The 21,093-nt window shown below is 44.7% G+C and carries 17 protein-coding genes and 4 pseudogenes; 11 read left to right on the top strand and 10 right to left on the bottom strand.

All coding sequences use genetic code 11. From position 1 onward, the window contains the following. Nucleotides 1–40: 40 nt before the first annotated feature. From JNUCC1_RS02840 to manA, 5 genes and pseudogenes are all read right to left on the bottom strand, one after another. Nucleotides 41–1,288 carry a dicarboxylate/amino acid:cation symporter gene (locus JNUCC1_RS02840; RefSeq protein WP_156643920.1) on the bottom strand — a complete coding sequence of 416 codons (1,248 nt, stop codon included), beginning with the start codon at nt 1,286–1,288 and terminating at the stop codon, nt 41–43. Nucleotides 1,289–1,669: 381 nt separating this feature from the next. Beyond that, nucleotides 1,670–3,063: pseudogene (gene nhaC / locus JNUCC1_RS02845) on the bottom strand (Na+/H+ antiporter NhaC). A 634-nt stretch (nt 3,064–3,697) separates the two neighbouring features. Next, a complete protein-coding gene (locus tag JNUCC1_RS02850) occupies nt 3,698–4,372 on the bottom strand; it encodes a uracil-DNA glycosylase (protein ID WP_156643922.1) in 675 nt (224 codons plus the stop codon). Between the two features lie 40 nt (nt 4,373–4,412). Then, the gene (locus JNUCC1_RS02855) at nt 4,413–5,339 is read right to left on the bottom strand and encodes an LCP family glycopolymer transferase (RefSeq protein ID WP_331713576.1); all 927 of its coding nucleotides are present in this window, start codon (nt 5,337–5,339) and stop codon (nt 4,413–4,415) included. A gap of 184 nt (nt 5,340–5,523) precedes the next feature. After that, complete coding sequence (gene manA, locus JNUCC1_RS02860; RefSeq protein ID WP_156643926.1) at nt 5,524–6,483, bottom strand: mannose-6-phosphate isomerase, class I; 960 nt, start codon at nt 6,481–6,483, stop codon at nt 5,524–5,526. Nucleotides 6,484–6,895: 412 nt separating this feature from the next. Between manA and JNUCC1_RS02865 the strand changes: the two genes are divergently transcribed. From JNUCC1_RS02865 to JNUCC1_RS02880, 4 genes are all read left to right on the top strand, one after another. Then, nucleotides 6,896–8,065, top strand: coding sequence for an IS256 family transposase (locus JNUCC1_RS02865; RefSeq protein WP_156645371.1), 1,170 nt, complete (start codon nt 6,896–6,898; stop codon nt 8,063–8,065). A 571-nt stretch (nt 8,066–8,636) separates the two neighbouring features. Further along, nucleotides 8,637–9,923, top strand: a complete 1,287-nt coding sequence (gene brnQ, locus JNUCC1_RS02870) for a branched-chain amino acid transport system II carrier protein (RefSeq protein ID WP_442915445.1) — start codon at nt 8,637–8,639, stop codon at nt 9,921–9,923. A gap of 78 nt (nt 9,924–10,001) precedes the next feature. After that, the gene (msrA, locus tag JNUCC1_RS02875) at nt 10,002–10,748 is read left to right on the top strand and encodes a peptide-methionine (S)-S-oxide reductase MsrA (RefSeq protein WP_156643933.1); all 747 of its coding nucleotides are present in this window, start codon (nt 10,002–10,004) and stop codon (nt 10,746–10,748) included. Nucleotides 10,749–10,966: 218 nt separating this feature from the next. Then, on the top strand, nt 10,967–11,464 hold the full coding sequence (locus JNUCC1_RS02880) for a PTS sugar transporter subunit IIA (RefSeq protein ID WP_156643935.1): 498 nt from the start codon (nt 10,967–10,969) through the stop codon (nt 11,462–11,464). 67 nt (nt 11,465–11,531) lie between these two features. Here the strand turns inward: JNUCC1_RS02880 and JNUCC1_RS02885 are convergent. Then, nucleotides 11,532–12,322: pseudogene (locus JNUCC1_RS02885) on the bottom strand (SDR family oxidoreductase). Between the two features lie 209 nt (nt 12,323–12,531). Between JNUCC1_RS02885 and JNUCC1_RS02890 the strand changes: the two are divergent. After that, on the top strand, nt 12,532–13,608 hold the full coding sequence (locus tag JNUCC1_RS02890) for a CAP domain-containing protein (RefSeq protein WP_231746956.1): 1,077 nt from the start codon (nt 12,532–12,534) through the stop codon (nt 13,606–13,608). 109 nt (nt 13,609–13,717) lie between these two features. Here JNUCC1_RS02890 and JNUCC1_RS02895 read toward each other — a convergent pair whose 3' ends face one another. After that, a complete protein-coding gene (locus tag JNUCC1_RS02895) occupies nt 13,718–14,260 on the bottom strand; it encodes a fumarylacetoacetate hydrolase family protein (protein ID WP_442915413.1) in 543 nt (180 codons plus the stop codon). Nucleotides 14,261–14,344: 84 nt separating this feature from the next. Here JNUCC1_RS02895 and dhaK point away from each other — a divergent pair. From dhaK to dhaM, 3 genes and pseudogenes are all read left to right on the top strand, one after another. Continuing rightward, nucleotides 14,345–15,333, top strand: a pseudogene (gene dhaK, locus JNUCC1_RS02900) (dihydroxyacetone kinase subunit DhaK). Between the two features lie 24 nt (nt 15,334–15,357). Next, complete coding sequence (dhaL, locus tag JNUCC1_RS02905) at nt 15,358–15,948, top strand: dihydroxyacetone kinase subunit DhaL (RefSeq protein ID WP_156643939.1); 591 nt, start codon at nt 15,358–15,360, stop codon at nt 15,946–15,948. After that, entirely contained in the window at nt 15,941–16,324 is a 384-nt protein-coding gene (gene dhaM, locus JNUCC1_RS02910; protein WP_156643941.1) for a dihydroxyacetone kinase phosphoryl donor subunit DhaM, read from the top strand. Before dhaL ends, dhaM begins: the two co-directional genes overlap by 8 nt. A 71-nt stretch (nt 16,325–16,395) precedes the next feature. On the opposite strand, the gene JNUCC1_RS02915 is transcribed toward dhaM, so the two are convergent. Continuing rightward, entirely contained in the window at nt 16,396–17,616 is a 1,221-nt protein-coding gene (locus JNUCC1_RS02915; RefSeq protein ID WP_156643943.1) for a DUF819 family protein, read from the bottom strand. A 238-nt stretch (nt 17,617–17,854) separates the two neighbouring features. On the opposite strand from JNUCC1_RS02915, the pseudogene JNUCC1_RS02920 reads away from it, so the two are divergent. The 3 genes and pseudogenes from JNUCC1_RS02920 to JNUCC1_RS02925 all read left to right on the top strand — a co-directional run. Next, a pseudogene (locus JNUCC1_RS02920) lies at nt 17,855–18,999 on the top strand (nitrate/nitrite transporter); the annotation flags it as partial. Nucleotides 19,000–19,041: 42 nt separating this feature from the next. Continuing rightward, a complete protein-coding gene (locus tag JNUCC1_RS18450) occupies nt 19,042–19,341 on the top strand; it encodes a PAS domain-containing protein (protein ID WP_231784134.1) in 300 nt (99 codons plus the stop codon). 281 nt (nt 19,342–19,622) lie between these two features. Then, complete coding sequence (locus JNUCC1_RS02925; protein WP_156643945.1) at nt 19,623–19,910, top strand: hypothetical protein; 288 nt, start codon at nt 19,623–19,625, stop codon at nt 19,908–19,910. A gap of 131 nt (nt 19,911–20,041) precedes the next feature. On the opposite strand, the gene pilO is transcribed toward JNUCC1_RS02925, so the two are convergent. Together pilO and JNUCC1_RS02935 are read right to left on the bottom strand one after the other, a co-directional pair. After that, nucleotides 20,042–20,551, bottom strand: coding sequence for a type 4a pilus biogenesis protein PilO (gene pilO / locus JNUCC1_RS02930; protein WP_156643947.1), 510 nt, complete (start codon nt 20,549–20,551; stop codon nt 20,042–20,044). Then, the gene (locus tag JNUCC1_RS02935; protein WP_156643949.1) at nt 20,541–21,086 is read right to left on the bottom strand and encodes a PilN domain-containing protein; all 546 of its coding nucleotides are present in this window, start codon (nt 21,084–21,086) and stop codon (nt 20,541–20,543) included. The genes pilO and JNUCC1_RS02935 overlap by 11 nt, the downstream gene beginning before the upstream one ends. Nucleotides 21,087–21,093 lie beyond the last annotated feature (7 nt).

Genomic DNA, 21,093 nt, shown 5'->3' on the forward strand with positions numbered 1-21,093 from the left:
ATACCTATTCTAACACAAAAACAGATATTGTCATCACCGGTTAATAATTCGGAGCGGGTCTTTGCACGTGGGTTTCGCGTTTATCTTCAGTTTTACTGATCACAGTGGTTCCGACAAGGTCACCGGCAACGTTTGTACCGGTTGCTCCCATGCCGACGAGCGCGTCAATCGACGTCAAGAGCGCCACCACTTCAATTGGAAGTCCCGCCTGGCTGAACACCGTCGCGATCATAATGATGCCCGCACCCGGTACACCAGCAGTGCCAATGGTGGCAAGCGTTCCGACAATGACAATTTCAATCATGTTGGTGAATGAAAAACTGGTTGACATCACATTTGCCGCAAATACGACAGATACACCAACCCTGATCGCTGCCCCATCCATATTAATGGTAGCACCGAGCGGCAGACTAAAACCGTACAATCCTTGATTGAGCTTCAGCCGCTCAGCAGCATTCAGCGTAAGTGGCAATGTGCCTGAGCTGCTCTGTGTGACAAATGCTGTAAGAATTGGGGTGCGCGCATGTTTTAAAAAGTTGCCAAGCTTGATGCCAAACACCTTTAAAATAAGAACATATATGAGCAATTGGGCAAAGATCGCCAAGTAAAAGACGAGTACCATGGACCCCAATGAGGTTAAAGTATCAAGTCCCTGTGACCCTACCGTTTTGGCGATAATGGCGAATATGCCAATTGGAAGATACTGCAGGACCCACCCCATCACTTTAAATGTCGCTTCATTTAAACCATCTGCCACACGATACAGCAGATCTCCGGCTTCACGCGTTTTTTCCTGCCCGCGCAGCACAGCAATTGCCACACCAAATACAAGCGCAGTGAAAATAATGCCCAGAAGATTAAAATCTCCAAAAGCAGAAACGATGTTTTCCGGGACGATGTTAAGGAGCACTTCTGAGATCGCAGGGTTTTCCGGCACTTCAACCGACTCGGACGGATCAAGCGACAGCCCTTTTCCAGGGTTAAACAGACTGGCAACACCCAGCGCAATCACAATCGCGATGGCGGATGTGGTTAAATAGTACAGAAAAACCTTACCGCCCATGCGCGCAAGGTTGGTTATTTTCGACTGATTGATTCCCACAATAATGGTAAACAATATAAGCGGGATGATCAGGAATTTTAACAGTCTGATCAAAAGATCGCCGAGCGGGCTAATGACAGCGGCATCCTCCCCAAACAAAAACCCTGCAGCAACACCGAGCACCAGGGCAATTGAAATTTTGATAATTAAAGACGCCTCTATGTATGTTGTCCATATTTTTTTCATGAAAATGGGCCACCTTTATAAATTGACTTGAACTTCAACTTGAAATTAGTATGTGTCAAGATGACTGATTCATGTCAGTAGAAGTACTTCTTATTATTCCCTTTGATACGTGATATCAAACCAGGTTAGGAGAGGTTGTAGATTTGGGGATGTTTAAGAGGCGTGATTTATCCAGGTTTTTTTGTGTTTATCCAGAAATTATCGTGGGTTATCCGGAAATTATCATGTTTATCCAGAAAAAAGGATCAGTTATCCAGGTTTTTGGCTTTTTATCCAGAAAATGTTCCGTTTTATCCAGGTTTCTAATAAATTTACCGCGTAGCTATAACAGCACAAACGGCCGATCTTCATTAGAGAATCGGCCGTGCTGATTTTTCTTCCTTATGCGGTCACCCGTTCTTTGGCAGTGTCTTTTTTAACAAGCAATCTGCCGGTAAAGAGTACGGTGATGACTGGACTGAGCAAACAGAAGAAAGCGAATGGCAAGTAGCTGAGCACCGGAACACCTAGAACATCGGCGATAAACACGCCGCACACGCTCCAAGGAACGAGCGGGTTGATGACAGTTCCAGCGTCTTCCATTGTTCGGGAAAGCATCTTGTTCGGCAGCTGAGCTTTTTGATAAATCGGTTTGTACGTTTCCCCAGTAAGCATGATAGACAAGTACTGCTCCCCGATCAGAACGTTGACCCCTATGGCCGTAGCAGCGGTTGACAGTACAATCGATCTGGTCTTCTGCAGTTTTTCCCCAATGGCTTGCAGAATGGCTGGAATCACACCGGTGACAAACAACAATCCGCCAAAGCCAAGTGCGAGCATCACAAGGGAGATGGTGAACAACATGCTATTAATGCCCCTTTTGTGAGCAGCGCATTAACAGGTTCAAAACCCGTTGTCGCTGTAAAACCGTCAAACCACATGCCCCATACATCTGCAAACACAACATTACCCGATATAAGTGCAACACCGGTTGCCACAAGACTGCTTACACCAAGTGAAACAAAAGCTGGTATGCGAAATGCGGTACATAGAATCAGGATCACAAGCGGAATCCAGGAAGCCCAGTGGATGAGACCAGTCTCAGCAAGGGCCGCCTTGTAATCCGATGCTGACGACATGGTAATGGCTTCGCTTGGTGATAAAATCGCAAAAACAATAAATGACAGGATAAAAGCCGGAATCGTTGTCAGGCTGATATGCTTGATGTGATCAAATAAGTCAACGCCAACCACTGTGGATGACAGGTTGGTGGTATCAGAGAGTGGCGACATCTTATCACCAAAGAAAGCGCCTGAAACGATTGCACCTGCTGTAATGGCAAGTGATACGTCCATTGCAGTCGCCATGCCGATGAAGGCAACACCGATTGTGGCGGTTGTCGTAAGCGAACTGCCCATCGATACACCAATAATGGCGGTCAGTGCAAATACAATCGCATAGAACCACGTGCCGCCGACAAGTGTAAAACCGCTATTGATCAAGGCCGGAATCGTGCCGCTCATCATCCAGCTACTGATCAAGATGCCGATCAGGAAGAAAAGGAATACAGCACCCATACCCGTCTTTGCCCCTTCAACCATTCCATTCTGTAAATCAGCAAATGAAATTTTACGAAGCAAGCCGTAAGCCATAATCACAAAAATACCTATTAAAATGGGAATGTGCGGAACAGTTCCAAGTCCAATGATAAAATAACTGATCAGACCTACCGCAATAAAAAATATAAGAATTGATTCAATCAATGTTGGAACATGCTTCGGCTGAATCGGAAACATAACCTTCTCCTCCTTCATGTTTTTCTGATAGGGCCAGGCCCTACATGTCACAATCGACACAAAAAAACTCCGCCCCTGCTCGAGGGACGAAGCTGTACTCCGCGTTACCACCCTGGTTGATTGACAAACGCTCTGATAAAGAGCTGTTTCAATCCACTCATTCGTTTAATCCGTGAACCGGCATGTGTAATTTCCATACCATCCTGCCGAAGCTTGCACCAGCCGCTTCGTCTCTTCTTGCTGCCCAGATGAATGTACCCGCATGTCTTGGATTCTGCTATTCATTTTTTCTTTTTCGGGGGCTGGCCCAGTTTAAAACAAATAAAAAAGCTCCGCCCCTGCTGAAGGGACGAAGCTATGCTCCGCGTTACCACCCTGGTTGATTGAACCAACGCTCTGATTAAGAGTTGTTTCAATCCACTCATTCGTTTAATCCGTGAACCGGCATGTGTAATTTCCATACCATCCTGCCGAAGCTTACACCATTCGCTTCGTCTCTTCTTGCTGCCCAGATGAATGTACCCGCATGTCTTGGATTGCAATATTCGTTTTGAAGTTGATTTGAATTATATAACGAGGATATGTGTCTGTCAACACTTTTTCCAAAAGAACTTTCAAACCACCTTTACCCATTTTACAAGCTGCACCACTGAATTTGCGACAGGCCTTGCTTTTCCAGAATGCCATTCGTTTTTGAAAACGGTCTGCTGCCGAAAAATCCACGGTGGGCCGATAAGGGGCTCGGGTGTGGCGACTGAACGATAAAATGCTTGGATGTATCGATCAATGCTTTTTTATCCTGTGCCGCTCTTCCCCATAAAATATACACGACAGGTGTCTCTTTACGATTGAGCGACTCGATCACCTGGTTTGTAAACGTCTCCCAGCCTTGGCCCTTATGGGAATGTGCGTTGTGTGCTCTGACGGTGAGGACTGTGTTTAGAAGCAGCACGCCCTGTTCAGCCCAGCCTCTGAGGTCACCTGTCTCAGGACGCGAACACCCAAGGTCAGCAGTCATTTCTTTAAAGATATTCACAAGTGAAGGCGGCTGTTTAACTCCTGGCTGCACAGAAAAACTTAACCCATGCGCCTGGTTTAGTCCATGATAAGGATCTTGACCAAGTATAACCACCTTCACATCCTCAAATGAGGTTAGATGTAACGCATTAAAGATATCATGCATTTCTGGAAACACAGTTTCATAGGCATATTCACGCTTTAGAAATTCTCTAAGGGCTAAGTAATATGGCTTGGAAAATTCATCATTCAGCACGCCGGCCCAATCATTGTGTAAAATCTCTTGTGACATGTTAACCCTCTTTTTATCTTAGATGATTGTCGCGTACAATCTAGCGTTTCAGCATATCGTGGACTTTAGCAATCTCGTCATCTGCTACGTTCATATAATAAATTCCGTCAATCTTTGTTCCTTGCCCTTGCATCATATAACTATTCATATGTTTTCGTGTATTTTTATACCCGGAAAACATCTTTTTCATGTCATCGAAATCCATATTTGTAGACATGTTATTACCAAGTATATCGATCATGTTATGAATCTTCGTAACAGATCCTGCCGTGGCTCCTGTGTCCACAATGGCTTCAATCACATTGCGCTGACGTTCAGTACGGCCAAAATCCCCAGCCGGATCCTGTTTACGCATGCGCACATAGCTCATTGTCTTAGCGCCGTCCATCGTGACGTCCCCTTTTGGAAAGTCATATTTTCCGTCTTTCCAGGCAATATTGTTTTGCACCGTAATAGGACCGATTTCATCGACAAGCTCCTGCAGACCTTCCATGTTCAGACGGACATAATAATCCAGGTCGATGTCAAGGAAGTCCTCCACAGTCGCGACAGACATATCTGCTCCGCCAAATGCATAGGCATGATTGATTTTATCTTGAAACCCTTTCCCCGCAATCATTGTTCGTGTGTCCCGCGGGATTGACACAATCTGCATGGCATCATTTTGCGGATCAAGTGACAATACCATCAGTGCATCAGACCGCCCCTTATCAGCACCACGCGCATCAACGCCGAGCAAAAGAACATTCAGTGGTTCTGATGCTTTGACTTTCTTCTTTGTTTTCGTTAAATCTATGGATTCAATTGGTTCATGCATTTTCGTATTTACGGTATCTTTGGCTTTGCTTAAAAGCGAATAACCATACACACCTGTTCCCAACAGCAATGTCAACACCACTACAACTGGAATAATCACCCACCGCTTTTTCAATCCTTTTTTCTTCTTGTATTCTGATCGCTTCAACACGTTTCCCTCCATTTTTCCATAGCTCGTCAAGCTTTTCCTATTTTTATAACGTTTCAACCATTATAGACGTTTGATTTACTGGTAAGTTTCAATTATATCACAAAGAATGAGAAGTTTTTACATAATTTTTGTCAAAAAAAGCAGATCACGCGTATGAGCTCGCATGATCTGCTTTCCAATAAAATTACTGTGTTTCATGTGATACAATCATTTCCATTCGGCCCTTCAGCTCATAGCTGGCAACCGTGGCTGGCAAGATCAAATTCGTGCCTTTTTCAAGTGTGTAATCCTGCCCGTTTACCACAAGCGTTCCGGTCCCATCCAAAACACTCATAAGGATATAATCAGCCTTAACCGGTGCGGTTGCTGCTCCATCGACTTCCAAATGGTAAACCGTAAAATAGTCTGCTTGCACAAGCTTCGTCTTGGTCAATCCTTCAACGGTAACTGTTTCGTGTTCTTGTTGTTCAGCATGATGCGGATAATGGGTCACAGCAATTGATGCGTCTATATGGAGTTCTCGTTCATTGCCGTCAGCGTCTGTACGCCCGTAATCATAAACCCTATATGTAATGTCCGAACTCTGCTGTGTTTCGAGAATCACGATGCCCTTACCAATCGCATGAATGGTTCCGCTTGGGACATAAATGAAATCGCCTTTGTTTACCTTAACACGGCGCAATAAATCATCCCATTCGCCTGCTTCGACCATCTCGCGAAATTCTGACTCACTCTTCGCATGATGTCCAAACACAATTTCAGCATTATCCTCACAATCCACTACATACCAGCATTCCGTTTTGCCATACGGCTCGCCTTCAACCCTTCTTGCATAAGTGTCGTTCGGATGTACCTGGACAGATAAATCTGCATTGGCATCCAAGAGCTTCACAAGCAGCGGAAATGCTTCATTTGCTTTTTCTTTGCCAAAAAGTTCCGGATGTTCCTGCCAAACAACATTCAGGGTCTTACCCGCCAAAGCCCCATTTTCAACTTGAGAAGGCCCGTTTCTATGCGCAGAAATGATCCATGCTTCACCTGTTTGGTCCGACGGAATGTCATAGCCAAACAAATCCTTGAGTTTATGTCCGCCCCAGATTCGCTCCTGAAAAGCGGGAGATAGTATAAGTGGTTCCTGATTCATGAAAAAACCTCCTGATCGCTGCAATTTTCAAGTTACTGATAAAACCTCTTCTGTATGTAATAATACACTGCTCCAATTAAATTTGCATCTGCCAGCTATTTCAGCAGGGTGACCGGTGAATGTGCATATTTGCGTACGAATGTGCATATCCGGGATTGAATGTGCATATCTGCGTACGAATGTGCATATCCGAAATTGAATGTGCATATCTGCGTATGAATGTGCATATCCGAGATTGTATGTGCATATCTGCGTACGAATGTGCATATTCGAGATTGAATGTGCATAACTAGCCGGCAAACCCAACTGCACTAGATTATGTCCATATAATTGTGTAAAAAGAAAAGGCCATCATTAGGCCTCCTATGTTACAATATTTTCACCACAAAAAACCGTAACGGAGGTATTAATGATGACCCAAATTAATTTTACACTAAATTTTGATCAACTTAAAGAGGAAGTCATGCAATCTAGTCTGAACGACGTAATTAAATCTTCGATCGTCGTAGTACTTAACAAATACATGGAGGAAGAAAGAAATCAATTCATGAACAACGCCTCTTACGAGCGGGACGGAGAGCGCAGTGACTACAGAAATGGCTATTATGATAGAGACCTGGTTCTCAATATTGGTAGAATCCCTTTAAAAGTGCCTCGAACCCGAAGCGGCGAGTTTTCAACTCAAGCGTTTGAAAAATATAGTCGAAGCGATCAAGCTTTTCTACTGTCCATGGTCGAAATGGTGGTCAATGGCGTTTCAACTCGAAAAGTCTCTAAAGTCGTTGAACAACTTTGCGGTGAAAAGGTGTCAAAATCAATGGTTTCTGATTTGACAAAGGAATTAGACCCTATTATAAAAGAGTGGTCTGAAAGACCTCTAAGCACGGATTACTATAGATATGTCTATGTTGACGCCACATATATCAAAGTCCGTGAATTCCACAAAGTCGTTTCAAAGGCAGTCTATATTGCCCTGGGTGTCAACAGTAATGACGAGAGAGAAATCATTGGATTCAAAGTCTCCGGGGTGGAATCAAAGGCGAATTGGAGCGACTTCTTTGAATCACTGATTTCCAGGGGGCTCCATGCACCTAAGTTAATTATCTCTGATGCGCATGAAGGCCTTAAATCAGCCGTTCAAGAGAAATTTCTAGGCTCTAGCTGGCAACGCTGCACAGTTCACTTTATTAAAAACATCACAGATGCAATGCCTAAAAAAGATAGTGCGGAAGCACGCCACCACTTGAAAGAAATTTTCAAAGCTCAATCAATAGATATCTCAAGAATGCTTAAAGAAGAGTTTATAACCAAATTTGGTGACGACAAAAAATACCAGAAAGCCATTAACGTCCTTGACGAAGGCTACGAAGATGCCGTTCAGTTTTACACTGAACCACCTGTGACTCATCGCCACATTCGGAGCACAAATGTGCTGGAGCGGATAAATGGGGAAGTTAAGAGAAGGGTCCGGGTGATTAGGATCTTTCCTAATCCTGAATCGGCATTTAGACTGGTAGGAGCCGTTTTAAAGGATTATGATGCCTCAGTTGATTCGGGAGGGAGGAAATACTTTTATCGATGAAAGTCCGTCCCTAGGATTTCTGTTAGTGGATACAGAGATCAACCACCACCCTTGCCATTGTTTGGAGCCATGGGTGGCGGCTGGTGATAAAACACCCTCAACGGGCACCATCCACATAACCAGTGTACCATGGCTAATCACTTCTAAGTTCCGCTGGCGGGGCTCTCTCCCCTTCAAGCGATCACTAAGAAGTGGCACAGCTGGCAAGGGCAAGCAGCTACGCTGTGGTTTATTGCATACTTGGCATTTTTGCTTTCATCACAAGTAAGACCCTTTAAATATACTAAATATTGTAACATTATTTTTACACAAGATTAAGGACTTGACTCTGCACTAAGCAAATGGGGGTCTTTTTCCCTAGCGTTCACAGCACCTTTTTTATATTTTTACTATGTGGCAAGCACAAGCCAAAACAACAAGAATTATCACAATATCGACAGCTATTCACACAAAACCGAGGTAATGTTTGACTGTCTGTCTGATACCGTTTAAGATTAAAAGCGGATTTTTGACTTATTCTAAAATTAATTATCAGACTATTATCAATTAATTACACAGGCAAAAGGAGACCATCATGAATAAACATACGTTTACCATTGGATTTATGTTATTTGCATTATTTTTTGGAGCGGGAAATCTCATTTATCCGCCTACACTCGGCATGGAGGCTGGCACGACTTATTGGTGGGCCATCGCTGGGTTTGTAATCACAGGTGTGGGACTTCCAATACTTGCTGTAGCAGCGATTGCACTTGTTAAAAGTGATGCCCGTGAGCTGTCGAATCGCGTACACCCTTTGTTTGGTCTTGTGTTCACTTCACTTGTTTATTTGTCAATTGGTACTTTTTTTGGCATCCCAAGAGCGGCATCTGTCGCTTATGAGATGAGTATGGGCCCTTTTGTGGAGTCAAATGGGGCTGTATTGCTTGCTTTTACAGCCGTGTTTTTCCTGCTGGTTCTTATTTTCAGCTTAAACCCGGCTAAGATCGTAAATCGAATCGGCCAGTTTTTGACACCGATTCTTCTGCTCGCAATTATCACATTGATTGTTGGTGCATTGTTCACATTGCAGGAGCCCCTTGCAGAGCCGATTGAAAGATACAAATCCATGCCGCTTTTTAAAGGTTTCGTTGAAGGCTATTTAACTATGGACGCCATTGCGGCGCTTGCATTTGGAATCATCGTGGTTACGGCTTTTAAAGCACGGGGAATCACACATAAAAAAGCATTGATTAAAGAAACAATCAAAGCCGGCCTTGTGACTGGTATCGGTTTGACCGGTGTGTATGTAGCGATTGGGTGGATCGGTGCAAAAATAGGAGATTCAGGCACCCACTCAAATGGCGGGGAAATTCTTTCAAGCGCTGCAGATCTCATATTCGGTCCATTCGGCGCTTTGATTCTTGGATTAATCGTTGCGCTGGCATGCTTTACAACCTCAGTCGGTCTGGTTGTTGCCAGTGCCCAGTATTTCTCCGGAATTTCTAAAATGTCCTATAAAACAGTTGCCATAATCGTGACTTTTTTCAGCTTCTTAATTGCCAATCAGGGGCTGAATACCATTATAACGGTGTCTGTTCCTGTGCTCGTATTTCTGTACCCGATAGCAATTGTCATCATCTTGCTGGCTTTCTTGCATCCCTTGTTCTCAAAGCCACAAGCCGTGTATCGCGGTGCGGTTGTAGTCACAGCAGTGTTCAGCCTGTATGACGGCATTACGGCTTTCGGAATACAACTGCCAGCACTCAAGCCTTTAATAGAATCCTTGCCGCTTTTCAATGCTGGGCTTGCATGGTTGCTCCCTGCAATAATCGGAGGTGTCACAGGACATTTGCTCGGCCGCAAGCGTCATCAATAGGGCATGAAACAAACAAGTAAACGAATTTGGTTGCCTTTGTTATACTTGATCTAAAGACTCAATTAGGGGGAATGCTTCATGCCGAAGAAAATCATACTTCTCGTTCTATTGCTCCTCCTTACACTGGCTGCCTGCGCGCCTTTCGCAAAAGAAAGTTCGAACGAAGCCGTCACTGATGAAGCCTTAAATGAGCATCTTGCAGAACAGAGCGGCTATGTTTTAAAGTCAGATGTGGATAACATTAACAAACATCTGGATTATACCGAAACAGATTTAAAGACCATATATTTTGCCGGGGGTTGTTTCTGGGGCGTTGAAGCCTACATGCAAAAGCTGTATGGCGTATATCAGGTAACATCTGGTTATGCGAATGGAGATGGCGTAAACCCGAGTTACATCGATGTCATTTCAGGTGAGGACGGCTTTGCAGAAACCGTTAAAGTTCAATATGACCCAGACCGTGTATCCCTCAAAAGCCTGATTGATCAGTTGTTTCTTGTCATTGACCCAACAACTTTGAACAAACAGGGTAATGATGAAGGTGTTCAGTATCGGACTGGAATTTATTATGAAGATGATGAAGATGCAGCAATCGTCAAAGAAGCTGTCCAAAACGAGCAATCCAAATATGATGAGGAAGTCGTGACAGAAGCTAAACCTTTAAAAAACTTCTACCGGGCAGAAGAGGAACATCAAAACTACCTGGAAAAAAATCCAAACGGCTACTGCCATATCGACTTGTCCTTGCTTAACCATTTTAAAGTAGACCCGATTCCGAAAGATGAAGATATTGTGAAGTCTCTTAGCAAGAAACAAGCTGAATAAGCACACAGCTGCGGGGCCAATCCTCCAGTCTTAAGGACCTAGGAGGCTGGCCTCGGGTTGTGCATGTTTTTCGCATGAATTGTAAACCATAAATACACTGGGAAATTGTAAACAGCAGACTGGGTTTTCCCGCAGTCTGGAAAGGGAAGAATTATTAAATGTCACAGTTAAAGTGTATTTAATTACAAAGCAGCAATACATTTGGGAGGTGCAGCAGCATGTTTAAGAATTTATTTAAAAAACACGATGAACCTCAAGACATCACGGTCTATGCTCCCATCACCGGCAAGGTTACAGCTTTGGAGGAAGTTCCGGATCCGGTTTTCTCTCAGAAGATGATGGGAGAAGGTGTTGCAATTGAACCTGATGATGGAACAGTCTATGCGCCAGTAGATGGAACGATTATTCAGTTGTTTGAAACAAAGCATGCCATTGGAATTCGTGCAGAGAATGGTGCAGAAATACTGATTCATATTGGATTGGATACAGTTGAACTTAAAGGGGACGGCTTTACTGCGTTTGTGGCAGAAGATGATCACGTTAAAACCGGTGACAAGCTCCTTACATTTGATATTGACACAATCAAATCTCATGATAAGAATCCAATCACCCCTATTATCGTAACCAATAAGGACGATATGGGAGAGATTGAACTTACAGAAACAGATCACGTTCAAGCGGGTGAGGGCGCTATTTTCAGCGTAAATTCAAAATAAATCCTTTACAAAAAGCCCTGATGCATTGGGGAAACACCACACTGCATCAGGGCTTTGCTGTCTATTTTTATAGGGCTTTTACGAGTCCCCCATCAATCACAAGCGATTGGCCGCTTATATACGAATTGGCCTCCGAAGCCAGAAACAAAATAGCATTGGCGAACTCTTCTGGTGTACCAAAGCGCTTCATCGGAATTTCAGATTCGACATTGTCCAGCATTATTTCCGGGGAAATATTTTGTTTCTCTGCGTTAGCCCGGGTCAAGTCAAGTATGCGGTCTGTTTTGATTTTTCCGGGTCCGACAGTATTGATCAGTATATGATCCTCCCCTAGCTCCTGTGCCAAAGTTTTGGTTAGACCATGGATGCCGGGGCGTAGCGTATTTGAAATTACCATATTGTCCAGGCTTTGCTTAATCGATGACGAGGCCAGGTTGATAATATGGCCGCTTTGCTGTTCAATCATATAGGGCGCGGCCTCCCGGATGGTGCGGACAAAGCTGAGCAGGTTGCGCTGAAATGACTGGTACCATTCTTCATCGGTAATCTCCAGGAAAGGCCCTGCCGGCGGTCCCCCGACATTATTGATGAGCACATCCACCGTTCCGTTTTGCTGAACTGCCTTGGCGATAAGCTTTTTAATATCCGCATGACGCTTCATATCACAGATCGCATAGTCAATGTGTGCGTTATCTGTATGGGCTTTAATCTCTGCGACGGTTGCCTGCAAATTCGCTTCATTCCTGCTCGCAATCAGGACATGTGCCCTTCCCTTGCATAAGCTGCAGCGATTGCTTTGCCAAGTCCTTTGCTTGCAGCCGTCACCACAACTGACTTTCCTTCTAAACCTAAATCCATGTGACCTCTCCTTCTGTGTATTACTTTTAGATTAAGAATAGCCTATATGCCTGATGTTTCCAATTGATTCGTTCAGGGTATGCTGTTTATCATCATAGAAAATCCTGCTATGATAATATAGATATAAGAAAACAACCCAATGAAACCGAGGCGTTTTATATGCGCAAAATCAGAAATTTGATCATGATTGTACTCGTATGTTTCCTGTTTTGGCATTTCTATGGCCCACTTATCAGGAATCTGGTGTCGATGGTGTCGTGAACAATGTCCAGGCCGATATCAATACATTAAAAGATAAAATCAATTCATCTCAAGTGATTGATAGAGTGACCGAAGAATTTCAGCTTCTCAAAGGCAAATTGGAAAGTCAATTCGGAAAAGAATCACCCAACCAGGAGCCACCTGAAAAGCCTGACCTGGATCAGCCCGCCGAACAAACCTTTTCGATTTTCAATGTCGAGATTGGCGACCCCCGTTCTGAGGTCGAGCAAGAAGCTGGTGAGCCTCAGCGGTCGTCTTTGAATGAATATGGCGTGAACTGGGCCGCTTATCATAATGATTACGCACATTTTTTCATGGTTGCATACAATGAAAACGATCAAGTCGCAGCGTTATTTACAAACCAGGATCTGTTGGCCTCAAAAAATGCGATTACTTTTAACAGTGTCCGAGATGATGTTCGTGCTGCGCTGGGTGAGCCTGAGAAGTCAATTCGTAAAGGGCTTGTCAATTATCAGGTCCAGCACGGTGACGAGTTTGATATGTATAAAATTGATGGCAATTACGTGACCCTATTTTACGATGTCCATTCCGAAAATACGGTGACAGCCATCCAGATCATCGATGAAAGTCTTGAGCAGCAGAAAAAGGATTACTATACGGAGCCAAGCGATGCCCTCAGAAAAGGATTTGAGGAACAGCTTTTTGATCTGACCAATGCTGCCCGGGTCAAACATGGAAAGGCTCCGCTCAAATGGGGGGACCCCGCCTTGCCCACTGCGCGCAGCCACAGCACCGATATGGCGGAGAATGACTACTTCAGCCATACCAATCTCGATGGTCAATCCCCATTTGACCGCATGAGAGAAGATAACATTCAGTTCCGCATGGCCGGAGAAAATCTCGCCGCCGGGCAAGTGAGCAGCGTCTTTGCTCATGAAGGATTGATGAACTCTGCCGGACATAGAGAAAATATATTAAAGGGCGGGTACAACACCCTCGCTGTCGGCGTGGCTTTTAACGATAAATCCCAGCCTTACTATACAGAAACCTTTTGGCAAAAATGAGCGGCTACATGTAGGAGTCGCTCATTTTTATATTCCTTGATCCACAGTGAACTGCCCTTTTGTTTCTTGCCCCATTTCAATGTAAAAAGATCTCCGTCCCTCACAGGTCCTACGCCTGCCGGGGTCCCGGTGAAAACAATGTCTCTCGGGCCAGGCCAAAGTGGATATTGATATATGTCAGTAGTGTGGTGAAGTCAAAAATCAGGTCGTTCATATCCCCGATCTGCGCTGTTGCACCATTTTTAACAAGGCTGAACGTTTTTCCAAGACACGCTGCTTCCCCTGGGAAAGACCAGAACTCCGTCAGTACCGCTGCGTTTTTAAATCCTTTGGCCAATACCCATGGATGGCCTTTATTCTTCAGTTCTGTCTGCACATCGCGCAATGTGAAATCAATCCCCAATGCCATATGTGTGAAGACTTCATCAACCGCAACCGTCTCCTCTATGTCCTTACCAATATACAACACAACTTCCGCTTCATAATGCACACTGCCTGAATCGTGCGGCAATGCGATTTTATTTCCAGTTGCTGTCACCGCAGAATGGGTTGGTTTTGTAAATATCAGTGGCCGCTCAGGCACAGTGTTTCCCAATTCTTCCGCATGTTCAGCATAATTGCGACCCACACAAAAAATATTTTGAATTTCCATCACTATCGCCTCTTTTTAAACGTTTAAGTTGATTATACGTAGAACACAAAGGGTATTTCAACTTTAGAAGGAGGAAACGGTATCATGAAAAAAATATTGAACGATCCGAAACACGTTGTGGATGAAATGCTTCAAGGGTTGTGCCTGACACATAATGAACTTGTTGACCGGGTTGACGGTACGGGTGTGATCTACCGCAAGTTTACAGATGAAGGCAAAGTCGGACTGGTAAGTGGCGGGGGCAGCGGTCATGAGCCGGCTCATGCTGGTTTTGTCGGCAAAGGCATGCTCTCCGCTGCTGCTTGTGGTGAAGTTTTCACCTCCCCGACACCTGATCAGATTTTAGAAGCGATTAAAAAAGCGGATCAAGGGGCAGGGGGGCTGCTGATTGTGAAAAATTATTCCGGTGATATTATGAATTTCGAAATGGCAATGGAACTGGCTGACATGGAAGACATTCCCGTGAAGCACGTGGTTGTGAATGACGATATCGCATTGGAAGATACACAATCTGCTGATCGGCGCGGTGTGGCCGGCACATTATTCGTTCACAAAATCCTCGGTGCTGCGGCAGAAATAGGAACCGCCCTCGAAGACTTGCAAAAAATAGGCAATGATGTTGTCGCAAATATGGCTTCTTTAGGTGTGGCATTAACTCCTGCCACAGTTCCTGAAGTTGGAAAACCCGGATTTGAGCTTGCCGATAATGAGCTCGAATATGGTATTGGCATTCACGGAGAATCGGGTTATCGGCGGGAAAACATCAAATCGTCCAAAGCGATTGCAGAAGAACTTGTGAGTCAATTGAAGAATGAATTGAATTGGACGCAAGGTGACCGTTTTGGTTGTTGATCAACGGACTCGGTGCGACTCCTCTGATGGAACAATTTATTTTTATGGGGGACGTCTCCGAACGATTGTCCCTGGAAGGTGTCGAGATTGAATTTAAAAAAGTCGGCTCGTACATGACATCTCTTGATATGGCCGGAATCTCCCTGACAATGCTCAAACTCGCGGACACATCGTGGCTCCCTTACCTCGAACATCCAACAGAAACCCCGACAGCTTTTTAAAGCAGAAACGAAGGAGGAACACGCATGCTTACGATTGAAAATACCCAAACATGGCTTACTTTATTTGCAGATAAAATTACAGACAATGCAGCTTACTTGAGTGAACTCGACCAAGCAATTGGAGATGGAGATCATGGCTCCAACATGGCACGCGGCGTGGAGGCAATGACGCAAGAGCTAAACCAGGCTACACCAGAAACTGTTGCTGACATATTCAAACCAGCCGCGATGTCATTGATCAGCAATATCGGCGGTGCATCCGGGCCCCTATATGGAACAGCGCTTCTTGAAATGAGTAAACAAGCAGCTGAAGATGCAGAAGATCTTGGAGCACTTTTGCAGGCTGGACTTGCAGGCATACAAAAACGAGGGAAGGCTCAATTGGGTGACAAAACAATGATAGACGTCTGGAGTCCTGTGATTGAAGCAGTGGAAAACAGTGCGTTAAACAAGGAGACTGTATACAATGCTGTTGAAGCAACCAAAGAACTAAAGGCTGAAAAAGGGCGCGCAGCCTATGTCGGTGAACGTTCTATCGGACATCTCGACCCAGGTGCTGTATCATCAGGTTATTTTTTCGAAGCGCTCATCGAAAGTGGTGTATTGAATGGCTAATCCAACCTATGGCGTTTTGATTGTCTCTCACGTACCAGATATGGCACAAGGCCTCGTCTCACTTTTAAAAGAGGTTGCCGGTGATGTTCCCATTACGTTCTCAGCCGGCACAGATGATGGGGCAATCGGTTCCAGCTACACCCGCATTCAACAAGCCATCGAGGATAATCCAGCTCAAGAAGTGTTTGCTTTTTATGATCTGGGGAGTGCAAAAATGAATATCGAAATGGCAATGGATCTGAACACGAGCGATAAAACGATCCATCTGATGGACACAGCTTTTGTAGAAGGTGCCTATACAGCAGCGGCACTTCTGCAGGGCGATTCAGACTATGACCGTGTCATGTCCCAGTTAAATCCCCTCATTATAAAGTAATTTGTGACAAAGAGGACCAGGCCTCACGGATGAATTCCCGGGGGCCTGGCCCTCTTTGTCACATTTCATGCTTATACAAATCCTTGGAACCACAATCCAAGTGCCGTTCCGATGTAGTTACCAATGATGTAGCCGAGTGTTCCGACAAGCAGAATGGGCACAATCAGTTTATTCCACCCTTTTGCGATGGCCATGGCTGCAGCAGTTGTCGGTCCGCCGAGATTGGCGTTGGCGGAGAGAACGATCTCTTCTAAATTAAACTTGAACAGCTTTCCCAATATAAGGGACATTAACAAATTAATCACCACAATGATCAGCACGAAGACGAGCAGCAGTGGTGCTTCACCCAAAACAACGCCCAGCGAAGCAGGCACTCCAATCACCACGAAAAACAAGTAAATTAAAAACGTCCCAAGTTCCTGGGTCCCGTTAATATTTTCAAAGTAATTTGGCAGCACTAGCACGGCAAGCACAGTCAGAGTGGTCAGCATTAAATACTGATCACCGATGACACCGCCAAGCAGATCAAATAAAGGACTGGCATCTTCACCGCTTGGAATTACCCGCGCAAAGAAGTCAGCCAAGTTAAATGAAATGGCTACCAGAACAACTGCTGTAGCGATACTTTTAGCGATGTCTTTAAGCGAAATTTCTTTACGCTTCCAAAATGAAGCGGCTTGCGTTTGGTCCCCGTCGCCTTCACTGGCCTCCACCTCATCCATATGCGGTGTATGATAACGTGCGCGTATAAAGTTGACAGCTGGTATAGCCATAAGTACAAAGAAGAAAATAGCCATCATCGCGTTATCTGCTACGACTGTTGCCGAAATCAGATCCTCAGGTGTTTCAAACTTTGCTGACATCGCGGCAAAATTGACCCCGCCACCTGTATACGATCCTGCCATCATACCACCAATCTTGTCCAAATAGGGTATGTGGTTTTTCAGTACCATAAAAGAAATAATCGTGCCTGCAACAGTTCCGATTGCACTGAGCAGAAACATCGTCAGCATGCGTCCGCTCTCCTGCCAGATTTTCTTGATGTTTGCCTGGAAAAGCAAGAGCGGTATGGCAAGCGGAACAGCATAATTCCAGATCGCATCGTACACTCCGGAATCTACTGGAATGACATTCAAATTCGACAGCGTCATTGCACCTATAAGGGCAATGATCGCCCCTGACACCTTGGATGCCCATGCATATTTCTGTTCAAGAAAAATACTGACCGCGGCCCAACCGGTAATAATCGCCCAGAGTGCCCACGTATTGTCCGCTGATATTAAAGTGTCCAATTTCCTCACCCCTTAATTGATGTATGGCATTCATGATATTACTGATAATAAGTTTAACCGATTCCCGCAAATTTTTCAGTACACACAATGGACATATTTAGGTCTTGGGGTGTGACATTTTTCACAATGAAATCAAGTAAAAACATATACACTGGATACAAGCATATTTTACAGATACAATAAAGTTTCTTAAAATGATAAATACGTATTTATGTCGAGAGGTGGATGATGAATTATGATGCAAAAACCAGGGTTACAGCTTTCATTACAAACCACTAACCTGTTCGTCGGCTTTATGGTCTGGGTTTTGATTTCTTCATTGATGCCTAGCATTCAGGAAGATATCGCACTCACTGCAGGCCAAGCATCCATTATTACGGCCATTCCCGTGATCCTCGGGTCTGTGTTGCGTGTCCCTATTGGTTTTTATACGAACCGGCTTGGGGCCAAAACTTTATTTATCATAAGCTTTATTGTTTTGCTGCCGCCCGTATTTTACATCAGCATCGCGGATTCGTTCGTCGATCTTGTTATTGGCGGTCTCATTCTTGGGGTCGGTGGAGCGACGTTCTCAATCGGGGTTACCTCCCTGCCCAAATATTACTCAAAAGAACGCATGGGCTTTGTCAACGGGATCTACGCCGTCGGTAACCTCGGTACAGCGATTACCACGTTTGCGGCACCAGTTCTGGCTGCTCAACTGGGCTGGCAAACTACGGTTCGGCTCTACCTGATTTTATTGCTCGCTTTTATCGTGCTCACTTTTGTTCTGGGTGACCGCTCTGAAGCGAAAGTCAAAGTTTCAATGGCCGAACAGATTAAAAGCGTTTATAAAAATACAACGCTATGGTTTCTAAGCCTGTTTTATTTTATTACATTCGGGGCATTTGTTGCCTTCACCGTCTTTCTTCCGAGCTTCCTGGTGAACAACTTTGACTTAACCCCTTCAGATGCAGGCTTGCGCACCGCTGGATTTATTTTGCTCGCAACATTGTTGCGCCCGATCGGTGGCTTTTTGGCGGATAAATTCAATCCGTTTATTATCCTGATGTTTACTTTTGTCGCTGTGGCATTTTCAGGTATTCTGCTGTCCTTCTCCCCAACTTGCTCTGGTATTCAGTCGGGGCTTTGGCTGTAGCCGTTTCAGTCGGCGTCGGAAACGGTACGGTGTTCAAACTGGTGCCACTGTATTTTTCCAAACAATCCGGAATTGTAAACGGGATTGTTTCAGCGATGGGCGGTCTGGGCGGTTTCTTCCCGCCATTGCTTTTGACGACCGTATTTAACATTACCGGGCACTATGCGATTGCCTTTATGCTGCTGTCTGAACTGGCCATTGTCTGTTTCGTTATCGTCATTTTCATGTACTATCAGGAAAAAGTCGGACTTGAGAAAAACATCATTGAAAGTCTGTCTGACGGTGTCATGCTGACCGACAAAAACGGTGTAATTCAGGAAGTCAACACAGCATTTACCAACGTCACTGGTTATGATAAAGATGAAGTGATTGGCGAAAAGCCAAGCATCCTCTCTTCCGGCAAACACGATGCAGAGTACTATGCCGACATGTGGCGCACCATTGAACGTGATGGCTACTGGAACGGCGAGATCTGGAACAAACGCAAAGACGGAGAAGTCTATAAGGAAAAAATCACCATTAACGCCATTGAAAACAGCACTGGTGAAGTGAAGTTTTATGCGGGGATGTTTACGGAGATTAAATAGTTCTGAAAAGAAGGAAGCCGCTTTTGCAGCGGCTTTCTTTTCTTGTAGGAGCTTATTCTTGATTATATCGGAGAATACACATTAGATATCGGCGATTTCAGGAGGTATATCGGCGTTTTTGAAATTATATCGGCGATTTCGGGATATATATCGGCGAATCATATGAAAATACAGGATAACCTGAAACTCAAAGCTGAAAAACGAGCATAACGAAGCGAAAATTGTCATCTTTTGTTCGTAGAGGTTTGTGGTATAATGGACACTACTGAGGAGGTGTGGAAATGGATAAAGAAACGCAGATTATCAGCATGCTTGAGTCTATATTGGAAAGATTAGATACACATGGCCAACAGCTGCATGAACACGGTCAAATTTTAACTGCATTACGATCTGGTCAGGAGCACTTAAAAGCAGAAGTGGACGGGCTTACTGTATCTACTGCAAAAGAATTTGGTGCACTTAAAGAACAGCTCGCCGAACAATCTGCTAGTATGGCCATTATGAAAGATGATATTTGGAAAAATAGAGCAGATATTCAACGCATTAAAACCACTATGGGCATGAGTTAAGCGATATTTTCATTCACAGAATCGGCCGGACAGCCGACCTCATATGAACGATCCGGCCACGCATAAGTCTGTAAACAAAAAGAGAAATGAACGACCATGTCCATTTCCCCTCATCTTTTTCAATGTTGCAGTTATCCTGAATAAAACGTTGTAATCTCCAACGATAAATCCACTGACCCATCCTGTTCCACAGTCAATGCATCAATCCGCATAAACCGCTCCCCGCTCTCTACCGCGTGCATAAATGCGTTGATTTCCTTTAATGCTTTAGCATGCACTTCAAGGCTGTAACGGGCTTCATTCAGCTGGGCTTCTTCGGCAGCTTCCCCGGAACTCGACACAATTGATTCGATATCGACTTTCGAGCGTGTCGCCATTTGTCTTAATTCATTCAAAACCGTCTGCGGTTCTTTTTCAGCCGGCACCTGTTCGCCAACGCGCGTCAGCTCATCATCCATTGTTTCTTCGCCAGTCAGCTGTGAAAGCTGGGTTTCATAAAGCTGTGTCTCATCTTCAACCGTCTTTAGATCAGTCTGCAGCGGCTCTACGAATGTGCGGTATCCAAAAAAGTATGACAGTCCAGCAATGCCGATTACGACGACTAATATGAGCGTATGGGTTCTGTTCCAATTACTCAGCATCCGGACTCAACTCCTCACGCAAAATTCCCGAATCAATCGACAGCGTTAACAGCGCCGTATAGCCATCCCCATCTCTAGACACATCAGTGAGTTCAGCATCCAGCATATACGGTTCCTGAAGCAATTTATCAAGATAATCGGATACTGCTTCCAGTGATGCGAATGCTGCTTCAACTTGAAAATCTTCCCCGCCACTGTAGGTGATGCTGGTTAACTGCTTCGGATCCCCCAGGGTGTTAAGGGCATTTTCATACAAGCTGACTGTCGGAACCGCATTTTGCTCAATGGCGGTCAAAGCATCCCGCGTGCTTTCCAGCTGTCGTGCTGAACCATTAGCTTCCTGCTGTTCAGCCACTTCAACTTGCAAATTCGATAGTGTCGACTTTTCTGTCTGTATCGCGCTGTTTAAGCTTTGCCGCTGGACAAACAGAAGCGTGATCACGATGGCAATTAAGATGAGAAAAATGGCCAGCAGGAAAACAGGCAGACGCGTTTGTTTCTGTTGTTTTTCTAGAAAGTTAATTTCCGTATTCATCTCATGC

It is taken from the genome of Lentibacillus sp. JNUCC-1 (assembly GCF_009741735.1).
GTDB lineage: Bacteria > Bacillota > Bacilli > Bacillales > Amphibacillaceae > Lentibacillus_B.